Source organism: Vibrio tapetis subsp. quintayensis (genome assembly GCF_030409945.1).
GTDB classification, from domain to species: domain Bacteria; phylum Pseudomonadota; class Gammaproteobacteria; order Enterobacterales; family Vibrionaceae; genus Vibrio; species Vibrio quintayensis.
The window spans coordinates 45,499-71,323 of the sequence record NZ_JAUFQV010000028.1; the positions used below are offsets into that span (position 1 = coordinate 45,499).

At 44.3% G+C, this 25,825-nt stretch carries 25 protein-coding genes; 12 read left to right on the forward strand and 13 right to left on the reverse strand.

Annotation, left to right across the window (positions count from 1 at the left end; translation table 11 throughout):
• The first annotated feature begins 72 nt into the window (after window positions 1-72).
• From QWZ04_RS13660 to QWZ04_RS13680, 5 genes are all read left to right on the forward strand, one after another.
• Window positions 73-1,788, forward strand: coding sequence for a proline--tRNA ligase (locus QWZ04_RS13660; protein ID WP_290328837.1), 1,716 nt, complete (start codon window positions 73-75; stop codon window positions 1,786-1,788).
• Between the two features lie 124 nt (window positions 1,789-1,912).
• Window positions 1,913-2,602 carry a tellurite resistance TerB family protein gene (locus QWZ04_RS13665; protein ID WP_290328838.1) on the forward strand — a complete coding sequence of 230 codons (690 nt, stop codon included), beginning with the start codon at window positions 1,913-1,915 and terminating at the stop codon, window positions 2,600-2,602.
• Window positions 2,603-2,840: 238 nt separating this feature from the next.
• Window positions 2,841-3,044, forward strand: a complete 204-nt coding sequence (locus tag QWZ04_RS13670) for a YaeP family protein (protein ID WP_102522112.1) — start codon at window positions 2,841-2,843, stop codon at window positions 3,042-3,044.
• A gap of 2 nt (window positions 3,045-3,046) precedes the next feature.
• On the forward strand, window positions 3,047-3,238 hold the full coding sequence (locus QWZ04_RS13675; protein ID WP_290328839.1) for a DUF4250 domain-containing protein: 192 nt from the start codon (window positions 3,047-3,049) through the stop codon (window positions 3,236-3,238).
• A 99-nt stretch (window positions 3,239-3,337) separates the two neighbouring features.
• Window positions 3,338-5,233, forward strand: coding sequence for a sensor domain-containing diguanylate cyclase (locus QWZ04_RS13680; RefSeq protein WP_290328840.1), 1,896 nt, complete (start codon window positions 3,338-3,340; stop codon window positions 5,231-5,233).
• A gap of 35 nt (window positions 5,234-5,268) precedes the next feature.
• On the opposite strand, the gene QWZ04_RS13685 is transcribed toward QWZ04_RS13680, so the two are convergent.
• From QWZ04_RS13685 to QWZ04_RS13695, 3 genes are all read right to left on the reverse strand, one after another.
• Window positions 5,269-6,615: a sodium-dependent transporter gene (locus QWZ04_RS13685; RefSeq protein WP_290328841.1), complete on the reverse strand. Its 1,347-nt coding sequence runs from the start codon at window positions 6,613-6,615 to the stop codon at window positions 5,269-5,271.
• Between the two features lie 220 nt (window positions 6,616-6,835).
• Entirely contained in the window at window positions 6,836-7,582 is a 747-nt protein-coding gene (locus tag QWZ04_RS13690) for a YggN family protein (protein WP_290328842.1), read from the reverse strand.
• Window positions 7,583-7,621: 39 nt separating this feature from the next.
• A complete protein-coding gene (locus tag QWZ04_RS13695) occupies window positions 7,622-8,110 on the reverse strand; it encodes a transcription elongation factor (protein ID WP_290328843.1) in 489 nt (162 codons plus the stop codon).
• 68 nt (window positions 8,111-8,178) lie between these two features.
• Here QWZ04_RS13695 and QWZ04_RS13700 point away from each other — a divergent pair, with 68 nt between their 5' ends.
• Window positions 8,179-10,110, forward strand: a complete 1,932-nt coding sequence (locus QWZ04_RS13700) for a RecQ family ATP-dependent DNA helicase (RefSeq protein WP_290328844.1) — start codon at window positions 8,179-8,181, stop codon at window positions 10,108-10,110.
• On the opposite strand, the gene dinB is transcribed toward QWZ04_RS13700, so the two are convergent.
• Complete coding sequence (dinB, locus tag QWZ04_RS13705) at window positions 10,107-11,168, reverse strand: DNA polymerase IV (protein WP_290328845.1); 1,062 nt, start codon at window positions 11,166-11,168, stop codon at window positions 10,107-10,109. The two genes, QWZ04_RS13700 and dinB, sit on opposite strands and share 4 nt — an antisense overlap.
• A gap of 165 nt (window positions 11,169-11,333) precedes the next feature.
• On the opposite strand from dinB, the gene QWZ04_RS13710 reads away from it, so the two are divergent.
• A complete protein-coding gene (locus QWZ04_RS13710) occupies window positions 11,334-12,563 on the forward strand; it encodes a diguanylate cyclase (RefSeq protein ID WP_290328846.1) in 1,230 nt (409 codons plus the stop codon).
• 110 nt (window positions 12,564-12,673) lie between these two features.
• Here QWZ04_RS13710 and nqrM read toward each other — a convergent pair whose 3' ends face one another.
• The 9 genes from nqrM to bolA form a co-directional block, all read right to left on the reverse strand.
• Complete coding sequence (gene nqrM, locus QWZ04_RS13715) at window positions 12,674-12,895, reverse strand: (Na+)-NQR maturation NqrM (protein WP_290328847.1); 222 nt, start codon at window positions 12,893-12,895, stop codon at window positions 12,674-12,676.
• Between the two features lie 9 nt (window positions 12,896-12,904).
• Entirely contained in the window at window positions 12,905-13,909 is a 1,005-nt protein-coding gene (locus QWZ04_RS13720) for an FAD:protein FMN transferase (protein ID WP_290328848.1), read from the reverse strand.
• 141 nt (window positions 13,910-14,050) lie between these two features.
• Window positions 14,051-15,274: an NADH:ubiquinone reductase (Na(+)-transporting) subunit F gene (gene nqrF / locus QWZ04_RS13725; protein WP_290328849.1), complete on the reverse strand. Its 1,224-nt coding sequence runs from the start codon at window positions 15,272-15,274 to the stop codon at window positions 14,051-14,053.
• Window positions 15,275-15,309: 35 nt separating this feature from the next.
• A complete protein-coding gene (nqrE, locus tag QWZ04_RS13730; RefSeq protein ID WP_102522124.1) occupies window positions 15,310-15,906 on the reverse strand; it encodes an NADH:ubiquinone reductase (Na(+)-transporting) subunit E in 597 nt (198 codons plus the stop codon).
• Window positions 15,907-15,913: 7 nt separating this feature from the next.
• On the reverse strand, window positions 15,914-16,546 hold the full coding sequence (locus tag QWZ04_RS13735) for an NADH:ubiquinone reductase (Na(+)-transporting) subunit D (protein WP_102522125.1): 633 nt from the start codon (window positions 16,544-16,546) through the stop codon (window positions 15,914-15,916).
• Window positions 16,546-17,319 (reverse strand): Na(+)-translocating NADH-quinone reductase subunit C, encoded by a 774-nt coding sequence (locus tag QWZ04_RS13740; protein ID WP_290328850.1) that lies wholly within the window; start codon window positions 17,317-17,319, stop codon window positions 16,546-16,548. The genes QWZ04_RS13735 and QWZ04_RS13740 overlap by 1 nt, the downstream gene beginning before the upstream one ends.
• Window positions 17,309-18,553, reverse strand: a complete 1,245-nt coding sequence (locus tag QWZ04_RS13745; protein WP_290328851.1) for an NADH:ubiquinone reductase (Na(+)-transporting) subunit B — start codon at window positions 18,551-18,553, stop codon at window positions 17,309-17,311. Before QWZ04_RS13745 ends, QWZ04_RS13740 begins: the two co-directional genes overlap by 11 nt.
• A 3-nt stretch (window positions 18,554-18,556) precedes the next feature.
• On the reverse strand, window positions 18,557-19,897 hold the full coding sequence (locus QWZ04_RS13750) for a Na(+)-translocating NADH-quinone reductase subunit A (RefSeq protein WP_290328852.1): 1,341 nt from the start codon (window positions 19,895-19,897) through the stop codon (window positions 18,557-18,559).
• Between the two features lie 410 nt (window positions 19,898-20,307).
• Entirely contained in the window at window positions 20,308-20,628 is a 321-nt protein-coding gene (gene bolA / locus QWZ04_RS13755) for a transcriptional regulator BolA (protein ID WP_102522129.1), read from the reverse strand.
• Between the two features lie 201 nt (window positions 20,629-20,829).
• On the opposite strand from bolA, the gene QWZ04_RS13760 reads away from it, so the two are divergent.
• The 5 genes from QWZ04_RS13760 to QWZ04_RS13780 all read left to right on the forward strand — a co-directional run bounded on the left by QWZ04_RS13760 (window position 20,830) and on the right by QWZ04_RS13780 (window position 25,741).
• A complete protein-coding gene (locus QWZ04_RS13760) occupies window positions 20,830-21,963 on the forward strand; it encodes a methyltransferase (protein WP_290328853.1) in 1,134 nt (377 codons plus the stop codon).
• 69 nt (window positions 21,964-22,032) lie between these two features.
• Window positions 22,033-22,605, forward strand: a complete 573-nt coding sequence (locus QWZ04_RS13765) for a YajG family lipoprotein (RefSeq protein ID WP_102522131.1) — start codon at window positions 22,033-22,035, stop codon at window positions 22,603-22,605.
• Window positions 22,606-23,148: a peptidylprolyl isomerase gene (locus QWZ04_RS13770; protein ID WP_435433617.1), complete on the forward strand. Its 543-nt coding sequence runs from the start codon at window positions 22,606-22,608 to the stop codon at window positions 23,146-23,148.
• A gap of 72 nt (window positions 23,149-23,220) precedes the next feature.
• Window positions 23,221-24,603 (forward strand): AmpG family muropeptide MFS transporter, encoded by a 1,383-nt coding sequence (locus QWZ04_RS13775; RefSeq protein WP_290328854.1) that lies wholly within the window; start codon window positions 23,221-23,223, stop codon window positions 24,601-24,603.
• Window positions 24,604-24,967: 364 nt separating this feature from the next.
• A complete protein-coding gene (locus QWZ04_RS13780; RefSeq protein WP_290328855.1) occupies window positions 24,968-25,741 on the forward strand; it encodes an outer membrane protein OmpK in 774 nt (257 codons plus the stop codon).
• Window positions 25,742-25,825: the final 84 nt, after the last annotated feature.

The window sequence follows — 25,825 nt, forward strand, 5'->3', positions numbered from 1 at the left end:
CTATATCGAATTTATTGTTGTAACCAATGGCAGTAAATTTTCTTTTATCAATGATGAAACGGATACCATAGAATGCGTACCAGTAACTATCTTCTTGCCACTCTTAAAGAGACTCCAAACGACGCAGAAGTTATCAGCCACCAGCTGATGCTACGTGCGGGTATGATCCGTAAGCTAGCTTCAGGTCTATATACTTGGCTGCCTACTGGTCTGCGTGTACTGCGTAAAGTTGAGAACATCGTTCGTCAAGAAATCGACAATGCCGGTGCAGTTGAAACTTTGATGCCCGTGGTTCAGCCGTTTGAACTTTGGGAAGAAACAGGCCGCTCTGAGAAGATGGGTGCTGAGCTATTGCGCTTCAATGATCGTCATTCACGCCCGTTTGTTCTTAGCCCAACAGCGGAAGAAGTGATTACGAGCCTCGTTCGTAACGACGTTAATTCTTACAAGCAACTTCCTCTGAATCTTTACCAAATTCAAACTAAATTCCGTGATGAACGCCGCCCTCGCTTTGGTGTGATGCGTGCACGTGAATTCTCAATGATGGATGCGTACAGCTTTGATATTGATAAAGCGGGCCTAGAGAAATCTTACCAAATCATGCACGATGCTTACTGTAAAGCATTCGACCGCATGGGCCTTGAATACCGTCCTGTACTGGCTGACTCTGGCGCAATCGGTGGCAGTGGTTCTCAAGAGTTCCACGTTCTAGCGGAAAGCGGCGAAGATCTCATTGCATTCTCATCTGAGTCTGACTATGCAGCGAACATCGAGAAAGCAGAAGCACTAGCTCCGGCTGAAGAAGTTGCAGTGCCAACTCAAGAAATGGAACTGGTTGATACGCCAAACGCAAAAACAATTGCTGAGCTTGTAGAACAACACGGTCTAGCAATCGAGAAGACCGTTAAGACGCTATTCGTTAAAGCTTCTGATGAAGTGGATGCAGATATCATTGCTCTAATCATCCGTGGTGATCACGAGCTTAACGAAGTGAAAGCAGAAAACCTTCCACAGGTTGCTTCTCCACTAGAAATGGCTGATGAAGCTGCAATCCGTGCGCTTGTTGGTGCTGGTCCTGGTTCACTTGGACCTGTTGGCCTAGAGCTACCATTCATCGTTGACCGCTCTGTTGCTGTAATGAGCGACTTCGGCGCTGGCGCAAACGTAGACGGTAAGCACTACTTTGGCATCAACTGGGGTCGTGACGTAGAGCTTGCTCAAGTTGAAGACCTACGTAACGTTGTTGAAGGCGACCTAAGCCCATGTGGTCAAGGTACTATCCAACTGAAGCGTGGTATCGAAGTCGGTCACATCTTCCAGTTAGGTAATACTTACTCAAAAGCGATGAACTGTAACGTGCTTGGTCCTGATGGTAAGAGCGCAACTCTAGAAATGGGTTGTTACGGTATCGGTGTGTCTCGTGTTGTTGCATCGGCTATCGAGCAAAACCACGATAAGTTCGGCATCATCTGGCCTGAAGCACTTGCTCCTTTCCAAGTGGCTATCGTCCCTATGAACATGCACAAATCTGAGCGTGTTAAAGAAGCGGCTGAAAAACTGTACGCAGAATTAACCGCAATGGGCATTGAAGTATTATTCGATGACCGTAAAGAACGCCCTGGTGTTATGTTCAAAGATATCGAGCTTGTGGGTATTCCTCACACAGTTGTTATCGGTGATCGCAGCATTGATGAAGGCAACTTCGAATACAAAAACCGTCGTAACGGTGACAAAACGGCTGTCGCAATGGCCGACATCGTAGAGCACGTTAAAGCGCAAATGGCGTAGATAGAACGAATTCTAAATTCATCTCTCGCAAAAAAGCATCCTTATGGGTGCTTTTTTTATGCCATTAATCTTCAATTCATGTTCAACCTGTTAACGTCACTTAATCAACTTAATGGAGGCGAATATGGATCTTAAAAGTTTACTCAATCAAGCACTCAACTCAGACCTAGTGAAACAAGGTGGTCAAACCCTTTCTCAGGGCGCTCAAAGCCTGGGACAAGGAGCACAAAAGCTTGGTCAGGATAAGAGTCAGCTTGCTACATTAGGTGCTGGAGCCGTTGGTGGTGGCTTGATTGGCTTATTAATGGGTTCTAAGAAAACACGAAAAATGGGTAAGAAAGTAGCCGGGATTGGTGGCGCTGCGGCTCTAGGAGCTCTCGCCTTTAAAGTCTACGGAGATTGGCAGAAAAAGCAGCCTGATCATTCCGTCGCAAGTACTCCTACCGATACAACACCACAGCTAACCGAAGATCAACACAGTACCCTGATACTAAAAGCCATGATTGCCGCAGCCAAAGCCGATGGTCATGTTGATGAGCAAGAGCAACAAAAAATCCAACAAGCGGTAGAAAGCATGGGCGCTGGTGAATTAGTTAATCAGTTAGTGACCAGTGAACTCAACAAACCACTCGACCCTAGCGAACTGGCACGAAATGCCGCAACGCCTGAGCAGGCCGCAGAAATCTATCTTGCATCACTGCTGGTAGCCGACGAACAAAACTTCATGGAAAAAGCCTACCTAAAAGAGTTAGCGAGCCAGTTAGGGTTAGCTGACGATTTAGTTGCCCAGCTTGAACAGCAAGTGAAAGAGTAAGAGAGACAAAGCGTAAACAGCGAATACGGAAAAGAAGCTATAGCGCTGCGCTTCTAGCCTCTAGTAAGCGTAGCGAATTCTGTATTCTGCTCCCCCCCGTTCTCTCTCTAACTATTAATTTTTTGCCTACTTTCCCACCACTCTCTTCATCGACTTGTTCTAAAACAAACTCTACTTTTGAGTTTGCTCTTAACTCACGTTATATTGAGATCAGTTATCATTTAAATGGATAGATATTATGAAAATTTACGACTGTTGCCCGTTAGTCCGTGAGCTGTATGCGCAGATTGGCAGTGGCGATCAAGGTTATATCCCACAAGCGATCACCTGTGCTCTCAAAACGTTTAATGACATCGCGGCCGATGAATCATTGCCCAAAGAAACCCGTGAACGTGCTGCCTTTGCCGCCGCTAACCTTCTTATTTCAGACTTTGAGGATTAAGCATGGATTTGGCTAATTTTGGATCCATGGATACTGTGATGCTGATGAGTATTGTCAACATGAAGCTTAGAGATGAATTTGGTGGCGATTTAGACAAACTAGTCCGTTTCTTTGACATTGGTAAGGCTGAACTAGAAGCCAAATTAGCCCAAGCTGGATTCGAATTCCTCCCAGAGGTTGGACAATTTCGTTAATTTGTAAAATATCGGCCACATTTCTCGCTAACTAGCGGATTAAATAGAAAAACCCGTCTAAACTTACTAAGTAATCTATTAGTAAGAATGTAGGCGGGTATGGCAACAAAGCAATTCAAAAAGCGTACGCTTCCCACTATCCAGCACATGATTAAGCGGTCTTTTCTAAAGACGGCTATCCTTCCCCTTATCTGTATAGAAATCACGTTCTTATTGATCTACTGGCTTACGATTTCTTTAAGTAACGAACAATCGGTAAAAGTAGCCAAAGATTTTGCCTATCAGGACCTACTGCTGCACACCAAAAAAGCCGCTTTGACGGTTAGCCATAGCCTAAATAGCGTATCAATGCTCACTAATATCTATGCAGATCAAGTCAGCCGAATCATCAATGATCACGAAACCCCTTTACCACCAGAGGCCGATAATCTGCATTTTACGCCGTCAGGAATGTATGTCTCACACAAAGACGTTGGCGGAGCCGCGGTTTATTACAGCGGAATACACCCAATAGGCCAAACAGAAAAAGATAAAGTTACGAGAACCTCAGCTTTAGATCCGCTAATGAAATCCATTCACCAATCTAATTCGCTCATCTCGCAAATCTATTTTAATACTTACGATTCTTACAATCGCATTTATCCCTACTTCGATCCGGAATCAACCTACAAAACAAAAATGGATCTTCCACGCTACAACTTTTACTACGAAGCCAATCAACTGAATAATCCGACTCGCTCTACTGTCTGGACTGACGCTTACCTTGATCCTGCGGGCTCTGGCTGGATGATATCTTCCATCGCACCGGTATATTCCACCCAAAGCATAGATCACTTGGAAGCCGTCGTCGGTTTAGACATTACTCTTAGCAAACTGATCAACGAGGTTCTCAACCTCAATATTGGTTGGGGCGGATACGCTATGGTACTTAGTCCTCAAGGCCGAATCATTGCCATGTCCACCCAAGCAGAACAAGACTTGGAGCTAAAGGAACTTCTGAAGCACGACTACCGAAAAGCAATTCTGAAAGACAACTTTAAGCCAGAAACATTTGATTTGTCTCAGAGAGCAGAAACGAAAAACCTCACTTCCCAAATACAAGCGTCCGACAACGGTGTGACAGAAGTGATGTTACAAGCAAGCAAAATTGTTAGCTGGGCAACACTTCCGGAAACGAATTGGAATCTGGTTTACTGGATACCAGCAGAGCAAATTGAGCGCGGTTACTCCCAAATCAAAAGCGAACTAACGCAAATAGGCTGGTTGATGGTTGCCGGGTTGTTTTTCTTCTACCTGTTGTTTTACTTTTATATTAAATACCAATCAAACCTTGTTGCTCGCGGGGCAATCCACCAGTTAAACGCCTTAAGTGGGTTAATAGAAAGCATTGGCCGTGGCCATTACTGGCAAGCCAAACCTAAGGTTCACTACCAAGAGTTAGATTCGTTAGCGACGCTCACTATTCGTATGGGGCAGCGCTTAGGTGATGCTTATAATGCGGTCGCAAAAGCGGAATACCATGCCGGCCACGACAAGCTCACCACCCTGCCCAATCGATATTTGATGGAAGAGCATCTTCAGCACTCGATTGATCTGGCAGAACGAGAAGATCAACAGCTTGCGGTGCTGTTTTTCGATCTCAATAAATTCAAACAGATTAACGATACATTAGGTCATACCGTGGGGGATGTGGTACTCAAAACCGTTGCCACGCGGATTACCAGTAAACTCCGACACTCAGATGTTGTTGCTCGTTACGGTGGCGATGAGTTTGTTGCTGTGATTAATAATGTTAAAAATACTGAAACGGTCGAAGCACTGATTGAAAGCCTCAAGCATGTGATCAGCATTCCAATAGAATACAGCGAGGGCACCTGCCAAATATCATCCGCGATTGGTTATGCTATTTATCCTCAAGATGGTCAAAATAGCCAACAACTGATCATTCATGCAGATACTCAAATGTATAAACAAAAACCCACTAACCATGGTTAGCGGGTTTAAAGGTAATTCAGAGGCACAAAGCGGAACTAGAAAGAAGCCCAGATCACCGTTGCGACTAATATCGGGCAGACGAACTTAACATACAAAGGCCATACTTTACCAAACAGGCCCATTTGGAAATCAGGATAACCTTGCTCAAGTTCTTTAATCTTGCTGTTTCGGTTCCAAACCCAGCCACCAAAGAGACAGAACATAAGCGCAGCGGTTGGTTGTAGATACTGGGTTGCAATCATAGCAACGAGGCCAAACAGGTCACCGAAGTTGAATACAATCACAACACTAAATAGTGCGATTAAGCTGCCCAACACCCAACTGGTTGGCGTACGCTTGGTTTCAAATCGTTCACTGACCAAAGCAACCGGGCATTCCAACATAGAGATAGAGGATGTCAGTGCGGCAATCGTTAACAATAAGAAGAACACGACAGAAAATATCAGCCCTAACACGCCAAGGCTATCAAACATCAAAGGAAGCACCGTAAACACGAGCGTGTCTGAACTTAACAGCGAGCCATCTTGAGCGTAAATCTCAACGCCTTTTTGCATCGCAACAAACATTGCTGGCATAACCACAAGACCGGCTACAAACGCGACAGCACTATCAACTAAGGTGACGCTCATTGCCATCTTAGGCAGGTTTTCTTTTTTACTCAGGTACGAGCCGTAAATCAGCATCGAACAACCACCTATGGTCAGAGAAAAGAACCCCTGGCCCATAGCGGCTAATATCAGCTTACGATTCCAGATTTTATCGAAGTCTGGAATGAGGTAATGTTTAAGCCCTTCAACAGCGCCGTCTTGCATCATGATGTAAACAAATAACACAGCAAACAGTACAAACAAGGCTGGCATTAAGCGAGTTGACCATTTCTCGATACCTTGTTTCACGCCGCCTTGCACGATCAAAATCGTCAGCACGTAGAAAGTTAAGGTACCAAATAGGTTTCGCTCTACACTAAATCCTTTAAACCAAGCGGTTGCGTCCACCATGCCGAGTAATTCAGTTACTGCACCAAGCAAGAAGCAGATTAACCAACCGCCTACAATGCTGTAGAAAGCGAGTACCGCACTTGGCACACTTAGGCCAACCCAACCAATAAGGCTACCAACACGCTTGCCAGTGGAGTTTGAAGTCAAGGAGCGCATGCTATCAACTGGGTTTGCTTGACCGTGTCGGCCAATCGCCATCTCGACCACCAGCATTGGGTAAGCAACCACCAAGATCATCACCAGGTAGACCATCAAAAAGGCGCCGCCACCATTACTCGCAGCTTGAGTAGGGAAGCCCCAAATATTACCCAGACCAACCGCAGCCCCTGCCGCCGCCAGAATAAAACCTAATCTTGAACCAAAACTTTCGCGTGTGTTTGCCATTGTAAATATGCTTTCATGAACTAGTTGACTGGTACACTAACAAAAAATACTGTTAAGGCAAGTAAAGGACGTGAGATCCACTATGATTTTGCTTTAATATTTATAGGAACGAGTGTAAATATGTCTATACACAGCCATACGTTCCAATTTAAAAGCCTGGATTTGGCAAAAAAAGAGGCCACTTTACGTGGCCTCATCGTTACAGCACCGTTATTGCAGTTTAAATCGTAAATACTCGATAGTTTTTAAGCTCAGGTATTTTTTCATGCAGTGCTTTTTCTTCTTCCGCTACTGCTTCAAGCTCGTCGCAATACTGCTCAGCATCTTGTTTTATGTCTTCAGAGCGTCCTTTGACTTTTGCTTCAAGTTGATTTTTCAACTCGGTCATTTTGTCTTTCAGCTCCGTTAGGTTAATGCCACCTTCCGTTTTCATTTTTTCAGATAGAGCAGTAAAAGCACTGGAGAAAAATTCAGAATCAAAGGTTTCACGCATCTGATCAAATTCACTGCGCCAATTATTCCAAGCATCGCTAAATGCCTCTTCTTTTAATACAAAGCTACCGTCTTGGGTATAGCGAGCTTCTATGTCGGCATAGAATTTATCAATGGCCACTTTCACGTTGTCGAACGCTTCGCTGTTGTCAAAACTGCTGCTGACATCATCAACAATCTCTTTCGCTAACTCAACACCACTGTTGGCAATGGTTTTTGCCTTGGGCACGTACTTATTCATCTTTTCACGGTAAGCTTGCGCGGCTTGTTGCTGCATCTGATCAAGATCCAACGCTTCACCATTGATGAATACATTGTTGTCTTTATCAATGAGCACTTTAGGTTGGCCCTGCTGGTAAACTTCAACCTGCGCACCGTCTAAGTGAACCTCATTGCCGACATCTATTTTGCACTGACCGGCAAGCACACCTTGGCTTGATAGCAGTAGCCCCAAGGCTAACCATGATCTTTTCATCTTAATACTCTCTTATTTGTTCTTTCTCGATGTCAAAAATTACAACACCTGAGTCACTTCATAGTAGTGGATTTTATTACCTATTTTAACGTCCACTTCATCGTGCAAAAATTTACCCATCAACGCTTTTCCTAGTGGTGCTTGTGGTGTCACTACAGCAACTGAAACTTGTTCATTGAGCAACTTTACACTCAAACCTCCGCCGCATGGGCCAACAAAAAACCAGCTCAACTTATCATCTTCATCGACAACTTCCACCAGCGCGCTGACAGTAATAGGCGTATCTATCGTAAATTCTCTTAATACCAGCTCCCGGTATTGACGAATATTCTCTTCACACTCTTGTACCCGTTGTGCTTGGCCATGAGCAAGATACGCAGCTTCTAGCGCCAGCGTGTCATATTTATTGTCAGGAATGGTTTCTTCGTTGGTTGCTGATTCAATAGCAGATTGGGTGGCAGCCAAAGAAACCTGATGCACCTTATGCAACTCAGTCAGTATTAGTTGGCATAGCTCGGATTTATCCACTAAATGCTCTCTCTTAATTTCACTTACGGGTAGAATACACTGAATCAGCGAAATATGGGAAAGAAGCAATGACAGCACCGACTATCGAACACTCACTTCAACAGATTTTTGGCTTTGATGCGTTAAGACAAGGTCAACAAGAGGTGATTGATACCGTCATGTCCGGCCACTCTTGCGCTGCTATTTTTCCTACAGGTTCAGGTAAGTCCCTTTGTTATCAACTGCCTGCCCTACATTTACCACACCTGACCTTGGTCATTTCTCCTCTGTTAGCATTAATCAAAGACCAAGTGGATTTCTTACAAGGTAAAGGCATCGCTGCGGCGTCTATCGATTCTTCTATGGACAGAGACGCGGTACAGCAAGTCATGCAAGGAGTGCGCGACGGATCAATAAAAATCTTGATGATCTCGGTAGAAAGGCTCAAAAACGAACGTTTCAGACACTTCATTAGCCAAATTCCACTGTCGATGATGGTGGTGGATGAAGCACACTGTATTTCCGAGTGGGGGCATAACTTTCGCCCCGATTATTTAAAGCTACCTCAATACATGCAGCAGTTGAACATACCTCAAGTATTACTGCTCACAGCCACGGCAACACCCAGTGTTATTGAGGATATGAAGAGTAAATTTGCCATTGCTCCTGAACATATCGTGATCACGGGGTTCTATCGCCCTAACCTTAATCTGATGATCAAACCGTGTGACAATGACGACAAACTCGATGCGTTATATAACCACCTGCAAGAATCAGAAAGTAAACCCAGCATCATTTACGTCACCTTGCAGCAAACCGCTGAGCAAGTGGCTATACAGCTTCAAAAGCTCGACGTTAATGCTCACGCCTATCATGCAGGGCTAGCCTCTGAGGTGCGTGAAGCAATCCAACGCCAGTTTATGCTCGGGGAAATTAACTGCATTGTCGCCACCATCGCATTTGGCATGGGCGTAGATAAAGCCGACATCCGCCAAGTCATCCACTTTGATTTACCCAAATCGATTGAAAACTACAGCCAAGAGATTGGCAGAGCTGGCCGAGACCGCAACGAATCTGACTGTATTTTATTAGGCAATAAAATGGGGTTAACCGTGCTGGAAAACTTTGTTTATGGCGATACGCCAGACGAAGCCGCGATTGCTGGTGTGTTGCAGCTCATTTACCAACAAGACGGTGACTGGGAATTTACGCTTAATCACCTTTCCCGTGAGTATAATATTCGTCAGTTATCGTTGAAAACACTGCTGGTTTATCTTGAACTAAAAAACGTCATTTCCCCTAAGTTCAGTTATTTCGCCGATTATCGATTCAAATTAATCAAAACCAAACACGAGATCTTGGCTCACTTCCAAGGAGAGAGACAAGCCTTCGTTGAAGCCATCTTCCAATGTGCTCCAAAGGCGCGAGTTTGGCACCAGCTTGATTTCGATGCGCTATACCAATACCACAACGCCCCTCGTCAGCGTGTTGTTGCCGCCATCGATTACTTTAATGAGCAAGGCTGGATAGAACTAGAAAGCAAGCAAATTACTGAGGTGTATCAAGTCATAGACACCAGCCAACCCGTTTCCCAACTGGCTCTTGAGTTATATAACTTGTTTGAACAAAAAGAAGCCAGTGAGATCGGTCGTATCCGAAATATGGTTGAGTTATTTGAATCTGACCAGTGTTTGAGTCATCAGCTTGCGCGCTACTTTGCAGATGAAAAAGCACCGGATAAATGTGGTCACTGCTCGGTGTGTATGGGGCAAGTCGCTAAATTACCGGGTTCTCATCACGAACATCACCTAGCGGCCATTGAACAAATACAGCAATGGATAGCCCCTTTTCTTCAAGCTTGCCCGTCTTCGGTAACAGACCAAAGCGTGGCAAGGTTTCTTTGTGGCATCACCACACCTTTGATAACCAAAACCAAAGCGAAGAAAATGGAGGGGTTCGCTACACTTGAACACCTACCGTTTGCCGATGTAGTCCAAGCTATCGTACACGCTCGCGCTTAGAAAAAACTGAGTTGCTTCGCTTGCTCTTGAGGTTTAAGCATCACGCTCAAACCGAGCAAGCGAATCTCGCGTCCTTGCTGACGCTTTAAGACTTCACGAAGTAGGTGCCTAAAATCGTCGAGCTCTAATTCGGGATGAATATGTTCAATGGTGGTTTGTTGAAAATCCGCAAATTTTACTTTGATGCCCTGCTTAATGATGGCTTTTTCTGGGCTGGCTTTTTCAAGTCGCTTATCTAACTCTGGGTATAACCTGTCGGTGATCACCTGCCAACATTGCTCGTAACTAGAGATATTTTCGCTGAATGTCCGCTCAACGCCAACGGACTTTCGCTCCCGCTCGGTGGTCACTTCTCGATCATCAATGCCTCGGCTTCGCTTCCATAACGACGCCCCCATTCGGCCAAATTTAAGTAACAGCTCTCGGTAATCGCTGTTTCTAATGTCTAGGCAGACGTAAAATCCAGCTTGATGCAATTTTTCTAAGCTGACTTTGCCAACACCAGGGATTTTTTCCAGTGGCAACTTATCGATCTCTTCTTGTACCCTTTCCGGCGGGATCACGTATTGACCATTGGGTTTATTGAGATCCGAAGCCACTTTGGCAAGAAACTTCAACGGCGCGATACCCGCCGACGCCGTTAGGTTCAACTCATTCCATATGTCTTTTCGAATAGATTCCGCTATCAAGGTTGCGCTACCATGCAGCATGGTACATTCGGTTACATCCAGATAGGCTTCGTCTAACGATAGCGGTTCAATGATTAAGGTATAGCGTTCAAAAATAGCGCGTATTTGCTTTGATACTGAGTTATAAACTTGCATTCGGCCTGGCACTACTAACAGTGACGGACAAAGCTTTAGCGCTTGCCCTGTAGGCATCGCAGAGCGAATCCCAAACTTACGAGCTTCATAGTTACAGGTACTCAAAACACCACGCTGTTTTTCATGCCCACCGACCGCAAGAGGCCGCCCTCTGTAACTTGGGTTGTCTCGCATTTCGACAGCTGCATAGAAACAATCCATATCAACATGGATAATTTTTCGCTCGAATTGCATCTTGCCACCCAATAGCTGTATAAAAGAACAGTATAATAAATCTAACTCATTAAGCCAATAGTGATAATTAACCCAATATTGTTATCAAAGCTGCATTTATCGTGGCGTAATCCAATCAAAGCATTACAATTAATTCAAGGGATTGATTTGTCATCAGAGGGTCTAGTGCTAAACCGAATTTTGGTTGTAGAAGATAGCCGCGCTTTTCGTAATTATTTAGAGTCTCAATTAACATCCATCGGGTTTGATGTGGTGTTAGCTGCGTCTTGCTCGGACGCAAAGATTATTTTAGACAACGACACCAACTTTATGTGTGCGGTTCTCGATTACTGTCTGCCCGACGGAGAGGACGGCGAGATCATTGATTTAGTACTATCGTACAAACTTCGAGTCATCATTCTTACCGCTATGTTCAGTGATGCCGTAAGAGAAAGAGTGATCGCAAAAGGCGTATTGGATTATATAACCAAAGACAGTACCGCTTCAGTTTCTTACTTACGACCACTACTAAAACGCTTGCTTGCCAATCACTCACATAAAGCTTTAGTGGTAGATGATTCCGCCATGGTGCGTAACCACGTGACCTACCTGCTAGAACATCAGTTTATCGAAACCATTCAAGCAAAGGATGGTGAACTTGGCCTCCAAGCATTAAAAGATAACCCAGACATTACTCTGGTGATCACCGATCATGACATGCCGAATAAAGATGGTATTACCCTAACTAGGGAGATTCGCCACGACTTTGATAGAAACCATGTCGCGATACTTGGGCTGTCCGCAAACAGTGACCGAACCTTAACGGCTCGTTTTCTAAAAGCCGGAGCCAACGATTTTCTGTACAAGCCATTTAACCAAGAAGAGTTTTATTGCCGAGTACAACACATCCTCGACATGAAAGACGTGACTGATGAGCTATATCGAATGGCGAATCAAGACTCGTTAACCGGGTTGTGGAACCGTCGCTATTTATTCGAGGAATGCAGCCGAATCAGAGATGGCAATAGAAATGTTGCTATGATCGATATCGATTTCTTTAAAAAAGTAAACGACAACTACGGTCATGAATGCGGTGACTTGGTTCTCGCAAAAGTCGCGAAATTGCTGCAAAAGAACTTCAAAGACGATATGGCGATTCGATTTGGCGGTGAAGAGTTTTGTGTGGTCAGTAGATCTAGCTATATCGATTTCATCACTCGTTTGGAAAATACTCGCAAAGACATCGAACAGTATGAAATGTCGTTTGATGGGCAAGATATTCGAGTTACGGTTAGTATTGGGGTAACGTCCGGCGCCTCTGAGGTTGACCTTAACGAGCATCTGCGAGAAGCCGATGAACTGCTTTATAAAGCCAAAGACGATGGTAGAAACCGACTCATCGCCAAAACCAGTTAACCCCTGACATTAAAAAGGAGAGCTTAAGCTCTCCTTTTTGTTTTTCTATCTCAATTTATTCTGCTTACTGCTGTACTTGTACCTATCTAACAGCAAACAGTACACACCAGCTACAGAATTTGGTTTTTCTTCCACTCAGCTGCTCGTGCTTCTCTTGCTTCTCTCTTTTTACGAGCATCACAAGGTTCTGGGCAATTACACACTTTGTCTATGCCCATTGCGCCAAGGCCACCACAACTTCCTTTCACGACTTTTTTCTGGAAGATATAACCCACAGCCATCGCTGCAATCACAGCAAGGAAAACACCGAAAGTGACTAAAAAGGTGGTCATCGCTCTCTCCTATTTCTTAATAAATGGTAAAAAGGCATCTGAATAAAATTCTTTGAAGCCATCTTGTGATTTAGTAATGATCATCGCTGCAATATCATTTTGATTGGCAACCGCTAACCCTTTTTCTTCGCCCAATACCATTAAGCCTGTTGCTAGGCCATCTGCCGTCATGCTTGACGGATGCAGTACTGTCACAGAAACCACTTTATGGTTTATTGGCTTGCCAGTTTGAGGATTAATAATGTGAGAATAGCGCACACCGTTACTTTCAAAATAGTTACGATAGTCACCAGAAGTCGCGATAGCCATATTACCCGGCTCGATTATGTCTTGAATTGCTCGCTCCTCAACAGACGGCTTTTCTATCGCGATGCGCCACGGTACTTGCTCACCATTAACGCCCTTGACTCGCATTTCACCACCAACTTCAACCATATAGTTGGCTATGCCTTGTGACGCTACATATTCCGCTACAACATCTACGCCCCAACCTTTTGCGATAGTAGAAAGATCGACATATAAGTTAGGCAATGTTTTAGTCAGAGTGTTCCCTTCAACGCTTAAGTATTTTATACCTGTCATCGCCTTGCGTTGTGCAAGTTCTTCATCAGAAGGGACGACGTCAGGACGTGCTTCCGGGCCAAACCCCCATAAATTAACAAGCGGGCCAACCGTGACATCCAGAGCACCTTCAGTAAGCTTATTCAGGCGAATGGCTTCTTTCACTACAAGAGCGGTCTCACTTGAAACCTCGAAACGAGTATCTCCTTTGAATTGGTTAAAGCGGCTCAGCTCTGAGTCTTTACGGTAAGTCGACATTTGGTCGTTAACCAACTCAAGTAACTTGTCAATTTCAACCTGAAGCTCTTCACCCGTTGGTGAGTTTTCAGTAGGAAGGTATTTTACGTTGTAAGTCGTTCCCATTGTCGGGCCCGTTAAATGCACCTGTTTAGGCGCATCAGTACAACCAGAAAGCAGTAAAAAAGAAGTTAATGCTACAAGCCAAATTCTCACTTGCGTACTCCAATATATAGGGTGAAGGCAGAAGGCGAAAAACAAAAGGAGGTTCCCTTTAAGCCTTTTGCCTTATGCCTTGCTAAAAAACAAATGGCTGACTCAAAAGAGCCAGCCATAGATTCAAACACTTAGATGGGTTTAGCCACCGAAGTCATCAAGCAAGATGTTTTCGTCTTCTACACCTAGGTCTTTCAGCATACCGATTACGGCTGCGTTCATCATAGGTGGACCACACATGTAGTATTCACAATCTTCTGGTGCGTCATGATCTTTCAAGTAGTTTTCATAAATCACGTTGTGAATGAAGCCGGTGTAACCATCCCAGTTATCTTCTGGTGACGGATCAGACAAAGCGACATGCCATGAGAAGTTTTCGTTATCTTTTTGCAAAGTATCGAAATCTTCAATGTAGAACATCTCACGCTTAGAACGAGCACCGTACCAGTAAGTCATCTTACGAGAAGACTTAAGGCGAAGTAACTGATCAAAGATGTGTGAACGCATCGGAGCCATACCAGCACCACCACCGATGAATACCATTTCGTTGTCAGTATCTTTAGCGAAGAACTCACCAAATGGACCTGAAATAGTACAGCTATCGCCTTCTTTCAGTGACCAGATGTATGAAGACATCACACCTGGAGCCACGTCTGGATTATTAGGCGGCGGAGTTGCGATACGAACGTTAAGCTTAATCAGGCCTTCTTCTTCTGGGTATGACGCCATAGAGTAAGCACGGATTGACGGTTCGTTAACCACAGACTCGTAACGGAACAAGTTAAACTTATCCCAGTCACCACGATACTCTTCAGGAATATCGAAATCAGCGTATTTAATGTGATGAGGTTCTGCTTCGATTTGGATGTAACCACCCGCTCGGAACGGCACTTCTTCGCCATCAGGGATCTTAAGCACAAGCTCTTTGATGAAGGTCGCTTCGTTGTCATTAGAAAGAACAGTACATTCCCACTTTTTAACACCGAAGATTTCTTCAGGAAGCTCGATATCCATGTCTGTTTTCACAGCAACCTGGCAAGCTAGACGCTCACCTTCACGTGCTTCACCTTTAGAGATGTGATCACGTTCAGTTGGAAGAATATCACCACCACCCGCTTTTACTTTTACGCGACACTGACCACAAGAGCCACCGCCACCACAAGCAGATGAAACGAAGATACCTTTACCCGCCATAGCGCCGAGTAATTTGTCACCCGGAGAAGTTACAAAGCTCTTCTCTGGGTCACCATTAACTGTGATTGTAACGTCACCTGTTGGTACCAGCTTAGATTTAGCGAATAAGATCACTAGAACCAATGCCAGTACAATCAGAGTAAACATCACGACACCAAGAATAATGTCCATTGACTATTCCTTATAAATTGTGCGGTTTACCCGACTTACAGTTGAACACCAGAGAAAGACATAAAGCCCAACGCCATCAAACCTACAGAGATAAAGGTAATACCTAAACCACGTAGACCCGGAGGTACGTCTGAGTACTTCATTTTCTCACGGATACCTGCAAGTGCTACGATAGCTAGCATCCAACCCACACCAGAACCAAAGCCGTAAACGACCGATTCTACGAAGTTGTAATCGCGCTGTACCATGAATGATACGCCACCAAAGATTGCACAGTTCACTGTGATAAGCGGGAGGAAAATACCTAACGCGTTATACAAAGGTGGGAAGAAGCGGTCTAAGACCATTTCTAGGATCTGTACCAATGCGGCGATTACACCGATGAAGGTGATGAAGTTTAGGAAACTCAGATCAACACCAGCAACCAATGCGCTGTCTTTTAGTACTAGGTTGTACAGTAGGTTGTTAACAGGGACCGCGATGGTCAACACCACGATTACCGCAACACCCAAGCCAAACGATGTTTTCACTTTCTTAGACACGGCCAAGAAAGTACACATACCTAGGAAGAACGACAGTGCCAAGTTTTCGATGAAGATCGATTTAACAAGCAGACTAATATAATGTTCCATAACGTCCCTACTCCTTCGGTTCTATTTGTTCTGGCTTAATGATACGGATAGCCCAAATCATGAAACCAATTAAGAAGAACGCAGAAGGTGCTAGCAGCATCAAACCGTTTGGTTGATACCAACCACCATTGCTAACCAATGGAAGTACTTCCAAACCAAATAGCTTACCGCTACCAAACAGTTCACGGAAGAAAGCAACGGTAATCAATACAAAACCGTAACCTAAGCCATTACCGATACCATCAATTAATGATGGCAGTGGCTTCGACTTCATTGCGTATGCTTCCGCACGACCCATTACGATACAGTTTGTAATGATAAGACCAACGAATACAGATAACTGTTTAGAGATATCGTATAGGAATGCCTTTAATACTTGGTCTACCACGATTACCAAAGATGCGATAATGGCCATCTGTACGATGATACGAACGCTGTTTGGAATGTGATTACGAATAACTGAAACGAAGAAGTTAGACAATGCCGTTACAAAGATAACAGCTAGGGTCATAACAAACGCAGTTTCAAGTTTTGTCGTTACCGCCAGAGCAGAACAAACACCCAGTACCTGTAAGGCAATCGGGTTGTTGTCTAGTACTGGCGAAAGAAGGTTCTTCTTCATGTCTTTTGCATTTGACATTAGTTCAGGCCTCCGTCACGTACTTTTGCTAGGAAAGGACCAAAGCCCATGTCACCTAACCAAAAATCGAAAGTGTGTTGAACGCCAGTCGCTGTTAATGTTGCACCAGAAAGGCCATCAACACCGTGCTCAGAACCTTCCGGAGCGCCACCTTTAACGACTTCAATCGCAGGTTTGTGGTTCTCATCGAACAGTTTTTTGCCAACGAACTGTGCACGCCAAGCTGGGTTTTCGATCTCGCCACCAAGCCCAGGAGTTTCACCTTGCTCGTAGTAAGTAAGACCAGAAACCGTGTTGCCATCAGTTTCTACCGCAACAAATGCGTACATCATCGACCAAAGACCATTACCGTGAACAGGAATGATCACTTTAGTCGTCTCCGCACCGTCTTTTACAAGGTAAACAATACCTGTATTGGCACGACGAATGATCTTAGCTTTATCTTGTTCGCCCGTCAGTTTGATTGACTGAGCAGGATCTTTAGCTGCTTGACGTTGGTCGAATACAGTTGCGTCTGCATCAACGAAGTCGCCGGTTGCAAAATCAACCAAACGAGGTTCAATCTTCTCTGCATAAAGAGATTTAACCTTGTCATTGGACTCAGCTACAAATCCAGCTACTTGAACAATTTTTGATTGCTTATCAAGTAGAGCATTCTCTTGCTGTAGACCACGTAAGAGTACTGCTGAAGCCGACACCACAATTGAGCACACTAAGCTCAATGCGATAACAACAAACAGCGTCTTTTTAATGCTATCGTTATTATTTGCCATAGCGTGCGTTTCTCCGCTTGATGTTCTTCTCAACCACAACGTGGTCGAATAGAGGTGCAAACAAGTTCGCGAATAAGATAGCTAGCATCATACCCTCAGGGTATGCAGGGTTAGCCACACGAATCATTACACACATTGCACCAATCAATGCACCGTATACCCACTTACCGTTGTCGGTAAATGAAGCCGATACAGGGTCTGTCGCCATGAAGAACATGCCGAATGCAAAACCACCAAGCACTAAGTGCCAGTGCCAAGGCATCGCAAACATTGCGTTGGTGTCAGAACCGATCACATTGAACAAGAACGAAGTCGCAACCATGCCAAGCATTACACCAATGATAATGCGCCATGAAGCAATGCCCATGTACACAATCATTGCCGCACCGATCATCAGTGCCAATGTAGATACTTCACCAATTGAACCCGGAATATTACCAATAAAGGCATCCATCCAAGTAATTGCTTCGCCCGTTACACCATTGATAAGTGCACCGTTACCACCTTGCGCCCACTGGCTAAGTGCCGTAGCACCAGAGAAGCCATCAGCTGCAGTCCAAACAACATCACCTGAAATCTGTGCAGGGTATGCAAAGAACAGGAATGCACGACCGGCAAGCGCTGGGTTAAGGAAGTTACGGCCAGTACCACCAAAGATTTCTTTAGCGACAACAACACCAAAGGTAATACCTAGTGCTGCTTGCCAAAGAGGCAATGTTGGCGGAACGATTAAGGCAAATAAAATCGAAGTAACAAAGAAACCTTCGTTAACTTCGTGCTTGCGCACCATACAGAACAGCACTTCCCAGAAACCACCGACGATGAACACTGTCGCGTAGATAGGTAGGAAATACGTGGCCCCGAGAAGCATTTTGGTGCCCCATCCGGCCTCTGCTCCTAATGTGCCTCCGATTAACTCGGTTGCCCAATAGTGCCAGTTACCTGCGATAACTGAAGCAAGCTCTGCACCTGAATATAAGTGGTTAAGTGCAACGATAGCCTGATGGCCAGTGTTGTACATACCCCAAAACATGGCAGGGAATACCGCAAACCACACCATGATCATGATGCGTTTTAGATCGACACTATCACGTACGTGAGTGCCTTTTTTTGTTACTAAACCAGGCGTATAAAACAACGTTGCTGCTGCTTCATAAAGGGCAAACCATTTTTCGTGTTTACCACCCGGCTCAAAATGATGTTCTATGTCTTCAATGAACTTCTTCAAAGCCATGACTTACCCTTCCTTCTCGATGGCGTCTAGACAATCACGCAGCATTTCAGCGTAATCATATTTGCCCGGACAAACAAAAGAGCATAAAGCCACATCTTCTTCGTCCAGCTCTAACGCACCTAGTGCTTGAGCACTATCAATGTCACCCGCGCAAAGATCGCGAAGAAGCAAAGTAGGTTCCATATCAAGTGGCATTACTTTTTCGTAGTTACCAATTGGAACCATTGCACGATCACTGCCGTTCGTCGTTGTGGTCATGTTGAACACTTGACTTGGGAAGAAGTGACTTAAGAAAGCTTTCGTTACCGAGAACTTGTTTTTGCCAGGCATAGCCCAACCAAACAGCTCTTTCTCGTAACCTTCACGTAATGCCGACACTTGCAGATGATAACGGCCAAGATATGCATGAGGGCCAGTTGCATGTGTGCCAGTTAATACTGAGCCGGAAACAATACGTACATCACCAGGCATTAACTCGCTATCCGCTAAGTCACCTAAATGAGCACCTATTTGTGTACGAACTAAGCGAGGTTTGTTAACAACAGGACCAGCGAGAGAAACCACGCGATCTGTGTAAAGCTCACCTGTTAGGAATAACTGACCAAATGCAATCACATCTTGGTAGTTAATGCCCCACGCTACATGTTCAGCATTGACCGGATACAGATGATGCATGTGAGTGCCCACCAACCCTGCAGGGTGTGGACCATCAAATACATGTTCTTCGACATTGCTTTGAGTTGAGCGAGGTAAGCTGTGGCCTTTTTTACATACGTAAACTTTGCCGTCAGTTAACTTAGACAGCAAATCTAGACCAGCAGAAAACGCTTCTGCTTGCTCACCGATTATCACTTCAGGGTCAGCTGCTAACGGATTAGTATCCATTGCAGTCACAAAAATCGCCTGGGTAGACGACGAAATTGAAGGAACCTTGCTAAAAGGACGGGTACGCAAAGCAGTCCACGAACCAGAATCAACCAGTTGAGTTTTGATCACATCGCGATCAAGACTTGCTAGTTGGTCTGCTTTGTAGCTTTCAAAAGTCACTTGTTCGTTACCAGATACTTCAATCACAACGGACTGAAGAACGCGTTTAGCGCCTCGGTTAACTTCAATGACTTTACCACTTGCTGGAGCTGTGAATTTAACGCCTTCGTTCTTTTTATCTACAAAAAGAACTTGGCCTTTTATCACATCATCACCCACGCGAACATGCATCGTTGGACGCATACCCACGTATTCTTCGCCAAGCAAGGCGACTTTGTTAATGGCTTTGCCATCACTTATCACCTGGGATGGTCCACCTGCAATAGGAAGATCCAAACCCTTTTTTATTGTAATCATACGCACTTGCACTATTTTATCGGGAAAAAGATTCTGTTATTTGCGTAACATTTAGACACGACATTTTTGTGTCGAGTTTCGGCCTACACCTTGGCCAAAATCGCAACAATCCATTAATCAACCTTTCACAATGTAAGGAGAAAGGCCGCTTTCAGGGCGTAAGTCTAGCATCATTTCAACCATTGATGCCATGACCTCTCGCTCGAATAATCAGTTAATTAATGCTTATTGGTTAAAGATTAGCTCATCAAATCAAATAAGTTTGAGCTGTCGCACAAATGTTAAATTTCTTGAGTTGCAATTGCACTGTTTATTCATAAAACAACACAACATTACTTATTCTTTTATGGCATTAACATCCATTCACGGGCTAAATGAGTGAAACAGAATGTTTCTGCAACAATTCATTACTAGTTAGAGGGGGTATTGCTGCCACCCATGCACATCGGGCTTTCTGGCGCGCCATCTCTAAGTTCTTTCCATTCTTTAGATGTATAGGTATGAATCGACAATGCATGAATGTTGTTTTCTAGCTCTTCGGCTAAAGCGACATTGACTTGTCGATGGCGAGCAATCAAGCGTTGAGATTCAAACGCATCACTCACAATGATAACTTTAAAATGGCTTTCCGAACCAGCGGGAACATTGTGCATGTAGCTTTCGTTGTTCACATCGAGATGTTCGGGTTCAAACGCAAAATGCAGTTTAGTTTCAATGATTTCTTGAATCATAGTCCTTCCTTAACGTAACTGACGGGCAATATTATAATCGTATTAACTATAAGCTATCTATTATCTTTTAGGGGTAATTGTATCAGGTTATTTACTGTTTTGAGGTTCTTGTTCTGTTTCAAAATCGTTTGAATTTTTTTGTTTCCTGTTGGAAACCCTTTTGAGACAATAGAACAACTGAAACTGGCATAGTTATTAAAAATGAATACTGAACTGAACCTTTTCGAGCGCAGCTTGACTCTGAATCGCTACCCAAAACGCAATAATGACACCTTACAGGCATGGAACGCTGGAGATGAGTACCTCATTAACCATGTTGAACAGGAGCTGAATTTAGAACCGCAACAGCGAATCTTAATTCTAAATGACCATTTTGGCGCGTTATCTTGCTGGTTTTCAGAAAATCATCACGTATTTATGATGAGTGACTCATTTATTAGCCACCGTGGCACGCTTAAGAACTTGCAGCAAAACCAGTGTAACAGTATTGAACTGCTTTCTTGCTTAGAGAACATCCCTGCCGATATTGATCTTGTGCTCATGCAGTTGCCAAAAAGCAATCGCCTACTCACTTGGCAACTATCACAATTGCGAAAACACTTACCCGACCATTGTAAGGTAATCGGCGTTAACAAAGTGAAAGACATTCATACGTCTACTTTGAATCTGTTCGAAAAGCACTTAGGGGAAACCACCACGTCTTTAGCGTGGAAAAAACATCGCTTGGTTTTCTCTACACCAACCTGTCAGGATGCTCCTGATGTTAATAACACAACTGACTGGCCTGTAGACGGTCATGACATCACATTGAAAAACTATGCGAACGTCTATTCAGGAGAAAGCTTAGATCTTGGCGCTCGCCTGATGCTAGAGCATATTCCACAAGACCCTGAACTGTGTCATATCATTGACTTAGGCTGCGGTAACGGAGTATTAGCTATCAAAGCTGCTCAACTAAACCCTCAAGCTCGCATCACCTGTGTTGACGAGAGTTTTATGGCGGTTGAATCAGCCAAGCGGAATTTAATCGACAACTTGGGCGAAGATCGCGATATTCAGTGCATTGCTAATAACTGTTTAGATGGGTTTACACCAGACAGTACCTATTTAGTCTTGTGTAACCCTCCATTTCATCAACAACAAGCCATTACTGATCATATTGCTTGGCAAATGTTCTGTGATGCAAAGCATGTTCTTAATACTGGCGGTCAATTAATTGTTATTGGCAACCGCCACCTAGGCTACGATGTTAAGCTTAAACGCTTATTTGGTCAGTCAAATGTAGACGTGGTTGCATCAAACAATAAATTTGTTATTTTACAAGCCACTAAGTAATTCACTATTATCTTCATACTGACTACTAATGCCGTCCCTATCGACAGCACACTAATAAAGGAATACAGCATGAGAAAACTGATTGTTGCTGCCTCAATCGTACTACTTGCGGCCTGCGCTTCTCCACAAAAAGAAGAGCAAATCAGCATTAACCCGCAACCAACGTTAAGCAATCAAAAAATGGTTGATAACGTGACGTTCACTTTATCGAGCAAAGATTTACGTACAGCCCAATATGTTGCTCTCGTGAAAAGTGGCCGTAAGAGCACTCAACCAATTCATGCGCGTCAAAACCTTCGTGTTGCTATTGAAACCGCTCTTTACGAGCAGTTAATCTCTCAAGGCTTCCAAATGGTTGTAAACAGTAACAACACACTCACGCTAGAAGTTCAGCAAGTGCTTGTTAATGTTGCTAATACCCTAATGGAGAACGAAATGGATGCAGTTGTCACTCTGCAACTGACCGCTGAAACACCACAAGGTAAATTCGTTAAGACCTACAACGGAACGGGTAAAAAGACAGGCACAATGGCCGCTTCTGATGAAGAAATCGCGACAGTGCTTAATGATGTGATCAATTTAACGTTGGCTGAAATTGCCAATGACCAAGAGCTTTCTGATTACATGAAGGAGCGCTTCTAAATGCGTAAATTATTTGTCGCGATGCTTTGCTGCATCGCATGGCCAACACTGGCAGCCAATGTGGTGTTTGAAACCACACAAGGTAACTTCACTGTTGAACTTAATGAAGAAAAAGCCCCAATCACCGTCGCAAACTTTTTGCGCTACGTTGAAGATGGTAGCTACGAAGGCAGTCAGTTTCACCGCGTAATTGCTGGTTTCATGGCTCAGGGTGGCGGCTTTGACGCCGATCTAAATCGCCTTGCGACTTACGCTCCTATTCGCAATGAAGCAAGTAATGGATTAAACAATGACGTTGCGACTATCGCAATGGCTAGAACGTCGGATCCTCACTCTGCTAGCCGACAGTTTTTTGTTAACTTACAAGATAACGATTTCTTAAATTACTCTGCTCGTAATGACGGCTATGCCGTGTTTGGCAAAGTAACGCAAGGGTTTGAAGTCATTCAAAGCATGGCAATGCAACCAACGGGTACTCGTAATGGCATGAGAGATGTTCCGGTAGCCCCAATCGTCGTCAACAAAGTAACACTACAAAAATAAAATCCCATTCAAGGCTGACCACTGAGTCAGCCTTTTTTCTTCGCTATTTTTCTTTGCAACAAGGAGTGTTCAATGACAAGTAAAATGTCTTGGATGGAAACGTTCCGCAGCTATCTTGATAGACGCTTACTTTGGGTATTCATGCTGGGTTGCTCCAGTGGTTTCCCTTGGGTACTCATCGGTTCCAATATGTCTGGCTGGCTTAAAGATGCTGGTCTTACTCGCGCTGCAATCGGCTATTTTGGTTCTGTATTTGCTGTTTATGCCATTAACTTTCTTTGGGCTCCGTTAGTCGACCGCGTCAAACTCCCTTTGCTTCACCGCCTACTTGGACAACGTCGTAGTTGGATATTCTTTTGCCAATGCTTTGTGTTGATCTGCACCTTATTTATTGCCGGAGTTAATCCCGCTAATGACTTAATGTTCACCTCCATGCTCGCACTGGGTATTGCGATCGCTTCAGCAACGCAAGACATTGCCATTGATGCCTACCGTATTGATACGTTTCCTAAGTCAGAATCCAGCAAACTACCACAAGCCTCTGCAATGGCTGTAGCCGGTTGGTGGACGGGTTACTCATTGCCAGGCTATCTAGCATTTGTTAATGCTGATGCGATAGGTTGGAATGGCGTTTATTACGGAATGGCCGTTATCGTCGGCGTTCTCATGTTATTTACCCTGTTAGTCGGTGAACCAAAAACACTGCGAGAACGCTTGCAAATGCAAGCCGAAGCTCGTCACTCTGAAGTGGTGGGGTCCAAACTGGTTGCTTGGTTAACCGTAACCGCAATTGAGCCTTTCTGGGATTTCTTTAAGCGAAATGGCGTTCGCGTCGCGGTTACGCTTCTGTTGTTTGTCTTTTTGTTCAAGATTGGCGAAGCATTCCTTGGCCGTATGTCGATTGCCTTTTACAAAGAAGTCGGCTTCAGTAACGAACAAATTGGTCACTACTCCAAATTGATTGGATGGTGGGTCACGATTGTCTTTACCATCGTGGGCAGTATGTTCAATGTGAAATTTGGTATCGTGCGTGGCCTAATGATCGGCGGCATAGCAATGGCAGCCAGTAACTTAATGTTTGCATGGATTGCAAGCGTAGGGCCGAATGAGAACCTATTCTTAGCAACGATCATCGTTGACAACTTTACGACAGCCTTCTCTACTGTTGCTTTTGTGTCTTTCCTAACCGTGTTAACCGGGCAAGCATTCTCAGCCACACAGTATGCGCTGCTCGCGTCATTAGGTAACTTTGGCCGCACAACCCTTGCCTCGTTTAGTGGAGAGTTAGCTGATTACCTTAATGACTGGTCGTTATTCTTCATTATTACGGCACTAATGGTGATTCCAAGCTTAGTCATGCTCTATTCATTAAGACACTATTTTACCGATTTACTCGAAAAAGCACGAAAACGAGATCAAGATATTGAGCAAGATGTTGAACTCAAAAGAGAATAAAAAAATAACCACTACAACTATATAAAAACGCATACATAACCGACCTGAATGGGTCGGTTTTTTTGTCTCAAGCCCCGTGTCACAAGCATTTACATATAGCTCGACTATTTTGCTCAAAAGTTAGAACGAAACCGATTACCTGTTAACAATCGACTTGAGAATCGCCAATTAGCGACTATTATTGCTGCGAACCAACAAAGTTCCCCTAACATTTATTTTATGTGATCCAAGTCACGCAAACGGTTTCTTTTTCTCATTCGTTACACTTTTAATTGAGAGAAATATCTATATGATAGCCGTCAAAGGACTGAAGCGACCATGGATCATTGGTTAACACATTCATAAATTGAAAGAGTAGACACCTATGCGTAAATCACTTTTGGCTCTTAGCCTTGTTGCAGCAGCTGCAACAGCACCCGTTCAAGCAGAATACCTATACGGTTTTGGTAGCATGTACCTAGATTACCAAAAATGGGATCACGGAACAGAAAACAAAGCAGAAGATCGTAACCAAGCGGTTATCGGTATTGAAGGTGGCGCTGCTTTTGATTGGGGCCAAATCTACGGTTTCTACGACTACGAAGGTGTTGATCGTGCACACGATAAGCGTGGCGCATCTCTAAAAGGTTCTATCCATTACAACCTTGGCGAAACAGGTGCTAGCCTTTACGCTCAAGTGTACAACACTGACGGCGATGCTTTTGCATTCCACGAGCAAAACCGTGTAGTAGGTCTTGGTTACACTGGCCTTTCTGGTGACGGTTGGGCATTCACCCCATTCATTGGTGCTCACCAAGTAAACACATCAGGCGTTGTAGGTAAAGACTCGAGCGGAAAAGATGTAAGCGGCGCTATCAGCGGTGCAAACGGTGGTATGGCTGGTTGGGTTGGTTTCTACAACACTGACATCGCAGGTCAAAGCTTTACTTTCTCTAGCTGGGGTGAGTATGAATTCGGTCGTAACGAGCACTACGCAGATAACCAAGGCGGAAAAACTGGCCTAAACGGCAGCTTGAACGCAATGTGGAACGTAACTGAAGACTGGTCTACTGGTGTTCTTTACCGCTTCACACACAATAAACTAGGTATCCAAGGCTACAACGACCTAGTAATCTACCGCATCAACTACAAATTCTAATTTGAGTTGTTAGCAACAAGATTTGAAATGGCGCTTTTAAGCGCCATTTTTTATGGCTAAATAACTCCACCTTGCTCCTTCCCC

Bases quoted from the DNA above. Each gene is read 5' to 3' on its own strand.
- QWZ04_RS13660 (WP_290328837.1), top strand. From the start codon at position 73: ATGCGTACCAGTAACTATCTTCTTGCCACTCTTAAAGAGACTCCAAAC.
- QWZ04_RS13665 (WP_290328838.1), top strand. From the start codon at position 1,913: ATGGATCTTAAAAGTTTACTCAATCAAGCACTCAACTCAGACCTAGTG.
- QWZ04_RS13670 (WP_102522112.1), top strand. From the start codon at position 2,841: ATGAAAATTTACGACTGTTGCCCGTTAGTCCGTGAGCTGTATGCGCAG.
- QWZ04_RS13675 (WP_290328839.1), top strand. From the start codon at position 3,047: ATGGATTTGGCTAATTTTGGATCCATGGATACTGTGATGCTGATGAGT.
- QWZ04_RS13680 (WP_290328840.1), top strand. From the start codon at position 3,338: ATGGCAACAAAGCAATTCAAAAAGCGTACGCTTCCCACTATCCAGCAC.
- QWZ04_RS13685 (WP_290328841.1), bottom strand. From the start codon at position 6,615: ATGGCAAACACACGCGAAAGTTTTGGTTCAAGATTAGGTTTTATTCTG.
- QWZ04_RS13690 (WP_290328842.1), bottom strand. From the start codon at position 7,582: ATGAAAAGATCATGGTTAGCCTTGGGGCTACTGCTATCAAGCCAAGGT.
- QWZ04_RS13700 (WP_290328844.1), top strand. From the start codon at position 8,179: ATGACAGCACCGACTATCGAACACTCACTTCAACAGATTTTTGGCTTT.
- dinB (WP_290328845.1), bottom strand. From the start codon at position 11,168: ATGCAATTCGAGCGAAAAATTATCCATGTTGATATGGATTGTTTCTAT.
- nqrM (WP_290328847.1), bottom strand. From the start codon at position 12,895: ATGACCACCTTTTTAGTCACTTTCGGTGTTTTCCTTGCTGTGATTGCA.
- nqrF (WP_290328849.1), bottom strand. From the start codon at position 15,274: ATGGACATTATTCTTGGTGTCGTGATGTTTACTCTGATTGTACTGGCA.
- nqrE (WP_102522124.1), bottom strand. From the start codon at position 15,906: ATGGAACATTATATTAGTCTGCTTGTTAAATCGATCTTCATCGAAAAC.
- QWZ04_RS13735 (WP_102522125.1), bottom strand. From the start codon at position 16,546: ATGTCAAATGCAAAAGACATGAAGAAGAACCTTCTTTCGCCAGTACTA.
- QWZ04_RS13740 (WP_290328850.1), bottom strand. From the start codon at position 17,319: ATGGCAAATAATAACGATAGCATTAAAAAGACGCTGTTTGTTGTTATC.
- QWZ04_RS13745 (WP_290328851.1), bottom strand. From the start codon at position 18,553: ATGGCTTTGAAGAAGTTCATTGAAGACATAGAACATCATTTTGAGCCG.
- QWZ04_RS13750 (WP_290328852.1), bottom strand. From the start codon at position 19,897: ATGATTACAATAAAAAAGGGTTTGGATCTTCCTATTGCAGGTGGACCA.
- bolA (WP_102522129.1), bottom strand. From the start codon at position 20,628: ATGATTCAAGAAATCATTGAAACTAAACTGCATTTTGCGTTTGAACCC.
- QWZ04_RS13760 (WP_290328853.1), top strand. From the start codon at position 20,830: ATGAATACTGAACTGAACCTTTTCGAGCGCAGCTTGACTCTGAATCGC.
- QWZ04_RS13765 (WP_102522131.1), top strand. From the start codon at position 22,033: ATGAGAAAACTGATTGTTGCTGCCTCAATCGTACTACTTGCGGCCTGC.
- QWZ04_RS13770 (WP_435433617.1), top strand. From the start codon at position 22,606: ATGCGTAAATTATTTGTCGCGATGCTTTGCTGCATCGCATGGCCAACA.
- QWZ04_RS13775 (WP_290328854.1), top strand. From the start codon at position 23,221: ATGACAAGTAAAATGTCTTGGATGGAAACGTTCCGCAGCTATCTTGAT.
- QWZ04_RS13780 (WP_290328855.1), top strand. From the start codon at position 24,968: ATGCGTAAATCACTTTTGGCTCTTAGCCTTGTTGCAGCAGCTGCAACA.